The sequence below is a fragment of the Seonamhaeicola sp. ABD4_340 genome, assembly GCF_056312135.1.
In genome coordinates, this window is the sequence record NZ_CM149981.1 from 1,019,109 (window position 1) to 1,033,570 (window position 14,462).

6 protein-coding genes are annotated in these 14,462 nt (G+C 33.1%); 1 reads left to right on the top strand and 5 read right to left on the bottom strand.

Annotation, left to right across the window (positions count from 1 at the left end; translation table 11 throughout):
- Positions 1-17 precede the first annotated feature (17 nt).
- Positions 18-1,004 (top strand): PAS domain-containing protein, encoded by a 987-nt coding sequence (locus ACYX4H_RS04510; protein WP_476238013.1) that lies wholly within the window; start codon positions 18-20, stop codon positions 1,002-1,004.
- On the opposite strand, the gene ACYX4H_RS04515 is transcribed toward ACYX4H_RS04510, so the two are convergent.
- The 5 genes from ACYX4H_RS04515 to ACYX4H_RS04535 all read right to left on the bottom strand — a co-directional run bounded on the left by ACYX4H_RS04515 (position 1,005) and on the right by ACYX4H_RS04535 (position 14,235).
- A complete protein-coding gene (locus ACYX4H_RS04515) occupies positions 1,005-1,625 on the bottom strand; it encodes a lipoprotein signal peptidase (protein WP_476238014.1) in 621 nt (206 codons plus the stop codon).
- Between the two features lie 101 nt (positions 1,626-1,726).
- Positions 1,727-2,107 (bottom strand): TraR/DksA family transcriptional regulator, encoded by a 381-nt coding sequence (locus ACYX4H_RS04520; protein ID WP_475296927.1) that lies wholly within the window; start codon positions 2,105-2,107, stop codon positions 1,727-1,729.
- Between the two features lie 4 nt (positions 2,108-2,111).
- The gene (gene ileS / locus ACYX4H_RS04525; protein WP_476238015.1) at positions 2,112-5,516 is read right to left on the bottom strand and encodes an isoleucine--tRNA ligase; all 3,405 of its coding nucleotides are present in this window, start codon (positions 5,514-5,516) and stop codon (positions 2,112-2,114) included.
- 133 nt (positions 5,517-5,649) lie between these two features.
- The gene (locus ACYX4H_RS04530; protein WP_476238016.1) at positions 5,650-9,438 is read right to left on the bottom strand and encodes a LamG domain-containing protein; all 3,789 of its coding nucleotides are present in this window, start codon (positions 9,436-9,438) and stop codon (positions 5,650-5,652) included.
- 414 nt (positions 9,439-9,852) lie between these two features.
- Positions 9,853-14,235, bottom strand: a complete 4,383-nt coding sequence (locus tag ACYX4H_RS04535; protein ID WP_476238017.1) for a lectin-like domain-containing protein — start codon at positions 14,233-14,235, stop codon at positions 9,853-9,855.
- Positions 14,236-14,462 lie beyond the last annotated feature (227 nt).

Genomic DNA, 14,462 nt, shown 5'->3' on the forward strand with positions numbered 1-14,462 from the left:
CAATAACTTAAAGTAAAATGCTATTAAATAACAGTATCAACAAACAAGTAAGTGATATTGCATTTTGGGAACTTAAGGATAATGATAAACTACTTTGGTCTGAAGTTTTTTTATCAAATCTAGGTTTTTCATTGCGAGCAAATCAAACGTTAGAAATCTTTTTAAACAAAATTATTCATTTTGAAGACGCTTCAAGTTTTGAACATAACTTTATAAATTATGCGAAAAATAATAGCCATTTTAAACAACGCATACGTTTAAAAAACAGTGCTGGCAGTTATACTTATTTTATATGCTCTAGCAAACACACCTTTTTTATAAAACCCAACAATACTTCACGATATTTGTTTTTTTATGAACAAGCTGAAAACACATCAGATTACATTGATAATTTAATTTCTCATGCTACACCAAATGTTTTTAAACAGCAACCAAAAAAGCCTAGAGATTATAATAAAATTGCCTTACATAATGTAAAATCGCATATAAATAATTTAAATTTAGTGTCTGAATTGGTTAACACCTTTAGTATTTCAGAAGAAAAAAATAATACAGCCAACAGCCGCAAAAATATTAATAAAGTAATTAATGAAACCTTAAGTGTTTTAAGTGAGATAAAACACACCCCAACATATAATGCTATTAGTTTTAATAACGTGCTTTGTCAAGTTTTAATATCTATTAGCCCTGTAATTATAGACACTAATGCGAAAATAGATTCAGATTTTTCTAAACTTAAATCTATAAACATAAAAGCAGAATATATTGAGCGCATATTGCTAAATTTAATTACTAACGGTATAAAAAACAGGCACTCACACAAACACCCTAAAATACAAATACAAAGTTATTTAGAAAACAACACATCGGTTTTAGAGATTACAGATAATGGTATTAATGTTAATTTGAATGAATTAAGTACAGCAACACTAACAAAAATGCAAGATATTTTAGTAATTGAAAGCAAAAAAGATATAGCAACTACTTTTAAAATATTCTTATAATTATTTTTTTGGAAATGCTTTTTTATTAAATACAATAAGCATAACAAAACCTGTACTAATTGCTACATCTGCAATATTAAAAACGGGCTCAAAAAACGTAAAATATTTGCCACCAATTACCGGTAACCACTGTGGCAAATACCCTTTCCACAACGGAAAATAAAGCATATCTACAACTTTACCGTGCAGTAAACCATCATATCCGCCTTCATTGGGCATAAAAGTAGCTACATCAATAAGGCTATCACTAAACAAAACGCCATAAAAAACAGAATCTATAATATTACCTAAAGCACCGGCAAAAATAAAAGCCAACGCCAAAATTAGCACCTTAGGTTTTTGTTTTTTAGTAACATCAAACAGCCAATACCCAATACCACAAATTGCTACAATTCTAAATAAAGTTAGAGTTACTTTTGCAGTTCTATCATTTATAAAACTTACAAAATCACTAATTTTAGTACCCCAAGCCATTCCATCATTTTCAATAAAATATATTTGAAACCAATTAAAAACCTTTATACTTTCTTGAAGCTGAAAATGTGTTTTTATATAAAGTTTACTCACTTGGTCTACAAGTAAAATTAAAACAATAATTATAGCAGATTTTTTTAATGACATTAGAGTAATTATTATATAATTGTTTTTATAAAAAAAACGCCACTCATTTAAATTTATGATTGGCGTTTTTTTAAAACTCCTTTAATTAAATAAAGGACTAATTATTTTTGCATGTTTTTGGCCTCAATACTAAGTGTAGCATGTGGTACAAGCTCTAAACGTTTTTTATTTATTAACTTACCCGTAACCCTGCAAATACCATAGGTTTTATTTTCAATTCTTATAATGGCATTTTTTAAATCTCGAATAAACTTTTCTTGACGAATGGCTAATTGCGAGTTAGATTCTTTACTCATAACTTCACTACCTTCATCAAAAGCCTTAAATGTTGGTGATGTATCATCAGTACCATTATTATGGTCATTCATATACGCACTTTTTATAAGCTCTAAATCGTGTTGTGCTCTATCAATTTTTTCTTGAATTAAAACTCTAAACTCTTCTAATTCTGCATCAGAATATCTTGCACTTGTGGATCCCATAATTTTAATGTTTTTGTATAAACAACTTGGTATTTATATCATCAAAAGCAATTTCAATACCTTGTTCTAAATTATCAATAATTTCAAGCTCTTCGGCTAATGTTTCCGTTTTTATGTAAGCTTTGTTTGTGTCTATTGCACTAACTATATGTTCGTTTTTTTGAAGTTTTACGTCAATTCTATCAGTAACTTCAAAGCCTGAATCTTTACGTAAGTTTTGAATTCTATTAATAAGCTCTCTGGCTATACCTTCGCTACGTAAATCATCAGTAATTGTAACATCTAAAGCCACTGTTAATGCGCCTTCATTGGCTACCAACCAACCTTCAATGTCTTGTGATGTAATTTCTACATCTTCAAGGCCTAAAGTAATATTTTTTCCATTAATGTCAAGCGCTAATTCACCAGATTTTTCAATTTTTTTAATATCATTTGCATCAAAATCTTTAATGGCGTTGGCCACCAACTTCATATCTTTACCAAAACGCGGACCTAAAGCTTTAAAATTAGGCTTAATTTGTTTTACTAAAATATCAGAGGCGTCTTCTAAAAGCTCAACTTCTTTTACATTAACTTCATGTTTTATTAAGTTTGAAACCGCTAATATTTCTTCTTTTTGTTGAAGATTATCAATTGGAATCATTATTTTTTGAAGTGGTTGGCGCACTTTTATCTTTTCTTTAGCACGTAACGATAAAACTAATGATGATATTGTTTGCGCGTTTTCCATTTTACGCTCTAAACTTTTATCAACAAAGCTTTCGTTATACACCGGAAAATCTGCTAAATGCACACTTTCAAAGGCTTCTTTTTTAGTTACAGCATTTAAATCTTGGTATAATTTATCCATAAAGAAAGGCGCTATTGGCGCACCCAACTTTGCTATGGTTAGCATACAAGTGTATAGTGTTTGGTAAGCCGAAATTTTATCGGTTTGGTAATCGCCTTTCCAAAAACGTCTTCTACTTAAACGTACAAACCAGTTACTTAAATAATCTTGTGTAAAATCTGAAATAGCTCTAGCTGCTTTTGTAGGTTCATAATCAGCATAAAAAGCATCTACTTTTTTAATTAAAGTGTGTAATTCAGATAAAATCCATCTATCTAGTTCTGGTCTTTCAGCTAATGGAATATCAGTTTCAGTATATTTAAAATTATCTAGATTTGTATATAAACTGAAGAACGAGTACGTATTATAAAGTGTTCCGAAGAATTTACGCTTTACTTCTTCAATACCTTCTAAATCAAATTTTAAATTATCCCATGGGTTGGCATTACTAATCATATACCAACGTGTGGCATCTGGCCCGTATTTTGAAAGTGTTGTAAACGGATCTACGGCATTACCTAAACGTTTAGACATTTTTTGGCCATTTTTATCTAACACCAAACCGTTAGACACCACGTTTTTGTAAGCCACAGAATTAAACACCATTGTGCCAATGGCATGAAGCGTATAAAACCAACCACGTGTTTGATCTACACCTTCTGCAATAAAGTTTGCCGGATAGGTTGTGCCTTCATCAATTAAATCTTTATTTTCAAACGGATAGTGCCATTGCGCGTACGGCATAGAGCCAGAATCAAACCAAACATCAATTAAATCGGTTTCACGTTTCATTGGTTTTCCTGAAGCCGATACTAATGTAATTTGATCTACTATGTTTTTATGTAAATCTACTTTTGCGTAGTTTTCATTACTCATGTTGCCTACTTCAAAATCGGAAAAAATATCTTCAGCTAAAACTCCTGCTTTAACAGCTTTATGCATTTCGTTTTTTAACTCTTCAACAGAGCCAATGCAAAGCGCCTCTTTACCATCTTCGGTTCTCCAAATTGGTAGTGGAATACCCCAATAGCGTGAGCGCGATAAATTCCAATCGTTTGCATTTGCTAACCAGTTACCAAAACGGCCTTCGCCAGTGCTTTTTGGTTTCCAATTTATGGTTTGATTTAGGGCAAACATTTTGTCTTTAACATCGGTTACTTTAATAAACCAAGAATCTAGTGGATAGTATAGAATTGGTTTATCTGTACGCCAACAATGCGGATAACTATGCTTGTATTTTTCAACCTTAAAGGCTTTATTTTCTTCTTTTAATTTAATGGCAATTTCAACATCAACAGAACGCTCTGGTGCTTCACCTTCATTATAATATTCGTTTTTCACGTATTTGCCACCAAGTTCTTTTAATTCTGGACGAAAACGCCCTTGTAAATCTACTAAAGGTACTAAATTATCATTTTCATCTTTTACCAATAGTGGTGGTATTTCTGGTGTAGCTTGTTTTGCTACCAAGGCATCATCTGCTCCAAATGTTGGTGCTGTGTGTACAATACCTGTACCGTCTTCGGTAGTTACAAAATCTCCAGAAATTACTCTAAAGGCATTTTCAGGGTTATCATTTGGCAATACATATGGTAATAATTGCTCATACGTAATTCCAACCAAATCAATTCCTTTAAATGCTTTAACTACAAAGTATGGTATTTTTTTATCACCTTGTTTGTAATTATTCAATTCTGAAATGTCTTCGGCTTGTTTATATTTACCAGCAAATTGTTTTGCAACTAAAGGCTTACCAAGCACTACATTAATTGGCTCAAACGTGTACTGATTAAATGTTTTTACCAACACATAATCTATTTTAGGCCCAACGGTTAGTGCCGTGTTACTTGGTAGTGTCCAAGGTGTGGTTGTCCATGCTAAAAAGTGAATATCGCCTTCGTTTTGTAAAAACGATGGTAATGATGCTGCATTGGCTTTAAATTGGGCTATAATAGTAGTATCAGTTACGTCTTGATATGTACCTGGTTGGTTAAGCTCATGTGAACTTAAACCAGTTCCGGCCTTTGGTGAATATGGCTGAATGGTGTACCCTTTATATAGTAAATTTTTGCTATAAATTTGTTTTAGTAACCACCAAACAGACTCCATATATTTAGGCTCATAGGTTATGTAAGGGTCATCCATATCTACCCAATAGCCCATTTTTTCAGTAAGATCATTCCACACATCTGTATAACGCATTACGGCTTTTTTACACGCTGCATTATAATCTTCAACCGAAATAGTTTTACCAATATCTTCTTTGGTAATGCCTAATTCTTTTTCAACACCAAGTTCAATAGGCAACCCGTGAGTATCCCAACCTGCTTTACGCTTAACTTGATAACCTTTTTGGGTTTTATATCTACAAAAAATATCTTTAATAGCTCGTGCCATTACGTGGTGAATACCAGGTAACCCGTTTGCAGATGGTGGTCCTTCAAAAAACACAAAGGTATCTTTGCCTTCTTTTGAGGTTATACTTTTATCAAAAATATTGTTTTCTTGCCAATATTGCAGTATTTGGTCTGCTACATTTGGCAAGTCAAGTCCTTTATATTCAGGAAATTTAGCGCTCATTTACTCGAAATTCATATAAGGATGCGAATTTAAGAATTTATCCTGAAAAGGTTGGTTTTAAAACACAAAAAAAGCCAAAACCTTATATTTTGACTTCTTATTGTTTTGTATAATTATTTTGAAGTGTTATAATTTAATTTACAATGATTTTTTTGGTAATTACCTGGTTATCATCTGTTCTTAAATATACAACATATCCGCCTGATGCCACCTTTGGTACAGTAATACCATTTTGTAAAACTTGTGGAGACACATTTTGTTTTTCTAAAACTATTTGCCCTGTTATGCTTACTAAAGCTAAACGTTTTACAGTACCATTTAACTTTTTTGCATACAATTTATGGTCTGTATTTGTATAATACACATAATTAGATTCAACCTGCGCTTCTTCTGTACTTAGTGATTGTTGTTCAGATTGAAATACAATTTCAAACCTATTGTTAAACTTACCTTGTTCTGATGTGAAACTGTATGCTTCACCTTCTGACAAGTCAAAATAAACGCCTAACATATTATCACGAATGTAAATTGATTGCCCTTCTGAAAAATGCTCTTTGTTAGAAATTTTTATTTCGAAACTATTGCTTCCCGAAGACTTAAAATTTAACGGCACTACTTTATCATCGGTTACTGGGCCGTAGGCTTGTATGTTCATATTCTCACCTTCTAACGATAAATTTAAATCGTTGTTATTACTTTCTGATGATTTGGCTTCATAACCATAATCGTAACCATCAGTAGTAAAATCACTAAACCCTAGTAACAATTCACGATGTGTTGATGGTCCTGAAAGCGCACTAAACTCTAAGCGTATTTTTTGCATAACAGGTTTTTCTGTTTCAGGTTGCGCAACAGCTTTCGATGTTTTTGATTTTGAATTTCCGCCTTTAAAAAACACCGATCCGTTATTGTAAGTTCCATCGGCGTCAGCTTCTTTTACAAATACACGTTGCGTGTTATTAAATTCTACTTGGCCATTAGCAACTACTTCTACCACAAAACCTTGACTTACTGGCAAGTATCTTGACGGCACTAAAGTACCATCTTGTGAGCCATTATGCGCACCACTAAAACCCACAAACTGAAATGCCCTTACACCTCCTGTTTTATTTACCTGCGCATAACCTCCGTTATATTCATTTAAATTGTGAGAATCTCCACTCCATTGTTGCCATAATTGAAGTGTACCATCTATAATACCTTGGTTATCATCAATAAATTTATGAATATCTATAGCTGAAGCATATGGATTTCCTAATAAAAAATTAGTTCTTGAAACATCTTGCTCTGAACCAGCGCCACCTTTATCTTCAACATCTACCAATATAGTGCCGTTATTGGGTTTTCCTTCAAAAATATATTGCTGTTCTGAAGCCGCTATACCTGTTCCTTTTTGGGTATAACCTATACCTGGAGTTAAGTCTCTAGAAGTACTTACGCGCTCCCAATCCCAATACGTTACGCCATTTTTATAAGTGTATATCCAATAGGTACTAATGTTTCCGTTTGCTGTATAATCTGATGTGAACAAACAATTTGTACCAGCATCATCTTTAATCATGTTCAATCTGTACGACGTATTGTTTGTATTATTTGTTGATGCGTTATTGTTGGATAAACTGGTTGCGCTTTGTGCCCCAATTGGTGAAGACCAATAATTATAACGATATGGGTTGGACTCTCCTTGTTGACGCCTTAATATCTTACCATTGGAAGAGGTAACTAAATCACTATACTCAGTTTGTATTAATTGAGAGTCATTTAATAAATCTATGGTGCCGTTGAGTTCTAAATACCATGTGTTTTTTATTAAATTATCGCCTGAAACTGTTAAACGTTTTCCTGGGTCTATAATTAAACCATAGTTAGTATGCGAATTGTTTGTTACTACATCTTCTTCTATTTTCACTATACTCCATTCTTTGTTTTTTGAAACATCTTCTATATCCCAAACACCACCATGTGCCCATGTTGACACTGAATTCCAATTCCCATAAGACACAGCTCTATATGGCATTGGCGCTGTTTGTTCTTGTACGGTTGTTATGTTATTTAAATACAACAACCTGTTATGCCCTGAATAGTCTGTTGTTCTATCTGTTTTTATATTTGTCATTGGGTAATACGCAATAAGGCTAGCCCATGAAATAGTAGCATTGGTTTGGGTATCTTGAATATTTTTTGGAACAATAACACCCGACACATTACCAGCACTTTCATTTATTTCTTGATAAACCATACCTTGAATTTGGCTTGTTGTTAAGGCTGTATTAAAAACTCTAACCTCATCAATATCACCTTTAAAATATTTTTTATCGGCTAAGGTTGTAGACAAGCGCCCTACTTCAAAATTACCGTTACTGTTTACAGAATTTTGAATAGCTGAACCAATCACACTTAAGTTTGAAGATGTTTCCAAATTACCATCAACATACAATGACACTAAACCTGTTAAACTATTATAAGATGCTGCCACATGGTGCCATTCATTACAGTTAACAGCAGATGACGCACTAAGTGTTACAGCTGAATTAGCTGTAGTTTTAATTGTAAACATTGGAATATCACCATCTTTAAGCCAAATACTACAGGCAGTATCTTCGCCTGCAATAATCATATCTCTTGTATTACCTAAATCAGACTTTATCCAAGCCATAATTGTAATGTTATTTTGCCCACCAACAAAGGCCGTTGTAGACAAATAATCATCAACACCATCAAAATCAATAGTTGCAGAAACTGGAGGATTTGGTGTAAAAACGTCACGATAATCTAAATCACCACCTGAGGCTAAATCACCATCAGCATCTGGAAGAATTGATAAATCTGATGGGTTTTCAATATCTTCATTAGCATCTAAAACCGCATCATTTGTGTTAGTTGTTTCAAAAGCATCATCTAAACCATCATTATCTGCATCGGCACCTAAAATTGTATTTGGCATACCGTTTTCTTCAATATCAGGAGTTCCGTCGTTATCAGCATCAACATCAATATAATCAGGAGTTCCATCTCTATCTGTATCTTCAAGTGTTAATAAACCTGCTCCGTAATTATCATCAACACCATCATTATTAGCATCTGCCATGGCTGTACCATTTCCGCTAGGTGCCACATAGCCTATGGTTGGTTGTGCTTCTACATTATCAGGAATTCCATCGTTATCTGAATCAATATCTAAATGATCTGGAATCCCATCATTGTCAGAATGTATTGCTGCACAATACTGCCACTCATACATTTGAATGGTTGCATTGGCAGATTCGCCATCATCTTTTGCAATTTCAATAATTAGTTCATTTAATGGCCCATAAATATTTACTTGCACACTATTTAACGGTGCATTTCCATTAACACCATTAATATCATATGCAGAATTTCCTGAAACAGCACCACCACTTAAGTTTATATCGGTTATTGAAACCGTTTTACTAGCACCACTATTATTTGCATAAACATCGGCTCTATCTTGGTTATCAAAACCACCCATTTTGAAAGACAAGTTATAAACTGGCTCTGAAAAACTAAACCTGTATACTGCTACATCTCCATTTGGAAAATCTGAATTTCTAACCTGTGTTTGTATATAACTACCACTAATACCTGCGCCTGTAATACTTCTAACCCCTGAAGCCCATGTTGCCGTACCTACTAATGAATATGTAAAGTCTACTGTAACACCACCGTGAGGATATATATTATTTACAACACCTGGGTTTGATGTTCTATCATTAAAAGTTTGACTTAGATCTATATAAGAGGCAGCACAGTTAATTTCTTGTGAATCTGGAATACCATCATTATCATCATCTAAATCTACAGAATCAGCAATAGAATCACCATCAGTGTCTTGAGCATAAACATTGTTGTTAATAACAATACAAAGGCAAAATACTATAATAATCCAAAATTTGTTTTTCATGGTCTTTCATTTGTTGTGGTACTATTTAGATACGAAAGCAACGTTACTGTCACTAACACTTAACGATAAAAGTTAGTGTTTAAGCGAAAAAACGCACTTAAATTTTAGTTAAATGGATTCTTTATTTTAAGAGGGAATAAAATACTTGATTAAAACGTTTTGTTTATAAACCAAATATTTACTTCAAAAGTAATCTTAAAAATCATACATTAAAAAGAACTATTGTTCATTTCGATAAAGCAGTGTAAAAAACGGTTATTACGTATGTTTTAAAATATGAAACACAAAAAAAACAGATGAATAACAGCAAGGTTTTAGCTAATTTTTAATTTAAAAAATAAAGCTCAAAAACAGAATAAACATTTTTGAGCTTTATGGTTTTTGGTTGATATGTATTTAGGAAACTTTGGTTGCTTAATTTATAATGAGTTTTTTGGTAAGCACTTGGTTATCGTTGGTTCTTAAATAAGCCACATAGGCTCCTGTTGCTACGTTGGGCACATCAATACCGTTTAATAATGTTTCGGGTGAAACATCATTCATTTCTAAAATGGTTTGCCCTGTCATGCTTACTAAAGCCATTCTTTTTACTGGTGCGGTTGATTTTTTTACATATAATTTACGTTCTTTATTTAAATAGTAAATAAAGTTTTTTTCAACCTTTGCTTCTTCTGTACTTAGTGATTGTTGTTGAGATTGAAATACTATTTGAAATCTGTCATTAAATTTCCCTTGTTCTGAAGTGAAATTAAATGCATCATTATGTTTTAAATCAAAATACTCACCGGTAAAATTATCTTTTATGTAAATTTCATCGGTTTCTTCAAAATTTATCAATTCGGTTATTTTAATTTTAAAGGCGTTTTGCCCTGAAGATTTAAAGTTTAATGGCACTACTTTATCTGGCGTTACATTGGCGTATGCTTGCATATTCATGTTTTCGCCTTCAAAAGCAAGATTTAAATCGTTGTTGTTAATTTCATCACATTTAGTGTCATACCCGTAATCATACCCATCAGTAGTTTCATCACTAAATCCTAATAATAATTCTCGGTTTGTTTCAGGCCCTGTAACGGTTGTAAATGCTAATCGTATTTTTTTAAACGGGCTATCTTCTTCTATTACATTTTCAACTATAGCATTTTGTGATGATTTGTTTGATTTTGAATTGTTTTTAAAAAACACGGATCCGCTGTAAAAACTACCTCTGGCATCTTTTTCTAAAATAAATGCTCTTTGTGCATTATTGAATTCTACCTTACCGTTTGAAACAATTTCGGCAACAAAACCCTGACCCACTGGCAAATATTTAGTTGCCAATAAATTACCACCAGGCAGCAGTAAATTAATTAAACCGCTTATACCCGAAAACTGATAAGCTCTTGTTGCACCTAATAAACTAACCTGTGCGTAACCTCCGTTATACTCACTTAAGTTATGTGAACTTCCGCTCCATTGCTGCCATAATTGAATATTACCATTTATAACACCTCTATTATCTCTTATAAACTGATGGATATCTAAAGCTGAAGGATACGGATTACCTAACAAATAATTTGTTCTTGAAACCTCTGGCACAGAACCTGGTCCGCCAACATCTTTAACATCAACAAGTATAGTACCGTTATTTGGTTTACCTTCAAAAACGTATTGTTGAGACTCAAAAGGCACACCGGTTCCTTTTTGTGTGTAACCAACACCTGGCTCTATATTTGTAGTGGGTGTTACGCGGGCCCAATCCCAATAGGTTTTACCGTTTTTATATGTATACATCCAGTATGAACTAATATTACCGCTAGCCGTGTAATTTGATGTAAACTGCATATTAAATCCTGCATCATCTTTTAACATACCTACTTGAAATGGTGTATTGTTTACGTTATTTGTTGAAGCATTGTTATTTTCCAAGGTGGTAACACTTGCTTTCCCTACAGGAGACGCCCAATAGTTATACCAAAAAGCACTTGGGGTACCTTCTTGCCTTCTTAACACTTTACCATCTGCCGATGTTACTAAATCACTTGTTTTGGTTTGAATTAATTGTGAATCGTTCATTAAATCTAAAGCACCGTTAAGCTCAAAATACCCTGTATTTTTAATAACATTATTTCCGTTTACAGTTAATGTTTTTCTATTGTTTATTATTAAACCATATGAAGAAAATGATGATGCTATTTCAATATCGTTTTCAATTTTAACTATAGTCCACTCTCTGTCACTTGGAACAGATTCAACATCCCATAGATTACCATGTAACCATGTACTTTGTGAGCTCCAATTACCATCTGAAATGGTTTCATAAGGCATTGGTGCTGTTTGTTCCTGTATTGTTGATATGTTAAACATTGTTAGATTGTTGTTATTGTTTGAATAATCTAACACTTTGTTTGAAGCAATATCAGTCATAGGATAATATGCAACCAAACTACTCCAAGGCACAGTGGTTTTAGTATCAAAATCAACAATATCTTTTGGCACAACAACACCTCTAACATTGCCATTATTGTTTTGAATTTCTTGATATACCATAGTTTGAATTTGGGTATCAGTTAATGCTTTGTTAAACACCCTAACCTCATCAATTTCACCCTTAAAATATTGTTTATTTGTAATATCTCTAGAAATACGGCCTATTTCAAAATTACCATTCCATTTAGAAGTGGTTTTAATTTTAGCGCCTGAAAGCAATAAACTGCGCGAGGTTTTAACCTTTTCACCATCTAGATATATGTTTACAGTACCCAAAGCGTTTGAAAATGAACCTGCAATGTGATGCCATTCATGTTTATTAATAGAACCTGTATTTAGGTTTTTTGAAACACCTTTTGATGTTTTTATACCAAATTGCACTTTGTTACCATCTTTAACAAAAAGCCTACACCCTGTATCTTCTCCAAGAACATATAGTTTTGTATTACCGCTAACATCTTCTTCAAGTTTTATCCAGGCCATAATGGTTAATTCGCCCAGGCCATTTAATACGCTGTCTCCCTGAAGGTAATCATCAACACCATCAAAATCTACTGATGCTATTGAAGGGTACACAACGGTTACGGGCACATCACGATAATCTAGATCTCCTCCCGTGCTAACATCGGTATCTGAATCTGGTAAAATAGATGCGTTAGAAGGGTTTTCTATAGCTTCATTAACGTCCCAGTTTGTATCATTTACACCATTAGTTTCAAATGCATCATCTAACCCATCTTTATCAGTATCTGTACCTAAGATGCTATTTGGCATACCATTTTCTTCAATATCATTAAAATCATCATCATCACTATTTAAATCTTTATAATCTGGTATTGTATCAGCATCAGTATCAACAGGTATAATGCCTATACCGTAATTGCTCCAAAGTCCTTTATAAGCTCCTGTTGTATTTACTGTTCCGCTAGGTAAATTATAACCCAAAGTTGTTTGAGCTTCAACATTATCTGGAATACCATCATTATCACTATCAATATCTAAGCTATTGGGGTAGCCATCATTATCAGTATCTACAAACAAAGGAATATCACAAACACTATTAAATCTAACCTTTTGCTGATTATTTAAACCTCCAGTAGATGCTGAAAAGCCAAAATACACTAGGTTACTGCCGCCAAAATAATTGTTTATTAAATCTCCGGTATAAATTCCAGCTAAAGTGCTATCAACATAATAACTTATGGTTTTTGTATTTACATTCCATGAAATGGTAACGGTATGCCACTTGTTGTCTTCTAACTGCCCTAAATTGGTAGAAGCCGTTAAAAAACCTGAACTGGTTTGGTTGTCTGAATCCCAAATCATGCCATGATCTTGAGATATATCACCTAAAAAAGATCCGTTGTAATATGTATCTAACTCTAGTACAATTCCATTTTTAATTCCTTTAGCACCTAAGCCATTTCCTGATGCTCCTACTGCCGATGCTCCTGCCGGATCATTATGAAAAATAATAGCAATACCATCTGCCCCATAATCATAGGCTCCTAAAAAAGCATCAAACGAAAACGAGAAACTTGTATCAAAGTTAATACGTTCTTTAATTGTGGCAGCTCCTGCTTGATAGTTGGTTGATGTTGTTAATTGAAACTCATCATCTGACACTTCAACGGCTGTTCCGCTAAGTAAAAAGACTTCAGATATTGTGCCGTATGTTATACCTTTTTCAACACAATCTAAAATTCCATCGTTGTCATCATCAACATCAACAACATCTGCAATACCATCACTATCTGTATCAATTAGTGGTACAGAATTTGAAATAAATTTTATGTTATAATCTTCAATTTCTCCAGCTTGCCAATTAAAATTACAAGAAGAAAAATTGGTGTTAGTACCCGTTCTAAAGGCTACTCGCATTCTAGAATTACCCACATCGGCGCCTTGAGGAATATTTATTGAAAATGGCACATCTAAGGTTTTGCTTCCTCGCCATCCACTTCTATTATCTCTTATATTGAATATGAAACGCTCTCCGCTATCTTCAAAATCATCATCTGAATTCTCATTGAAATTAAGCCAAATAGCTACCGTATTATTTTGATTGTTCCATTTATTAAGGGTAACACTAACGGTTCCTGTTAAAGTTTGGCCTATTTCAATATTTTCTGTTGGAAGACTTGAGAAATATGTATAACCTCCCGTTGAGCCTGCTGAAGTGTTATTTACACCTCCAAATGTTACTTTAGAAATATAGTTAGTGTTAAACCTACCAACATTACTTGGTGTACAATATTGTGCGTGTAAATTTACTGTTGTTAAAAATACAGCCCAAAACACTACTTTTAAAAAAGATACCGTTTTCATAGATTAATTGTTAATTGTATTAGAACCTAATTTTCTAACACTAAACAACAACTACGTTTTACTCCAAATGGATTAATATACTTTTGAGAGAAAAAGCAATTAACAAGGCAATATTAAACTATAGGTAGAAGAAAACCTAATAAAATTTCATTTTTTATCGATTAAATAGCTTAAAAAATCGACGAAATACACGCGTAATAAACACAATTAACTCTCAAAACACTGAT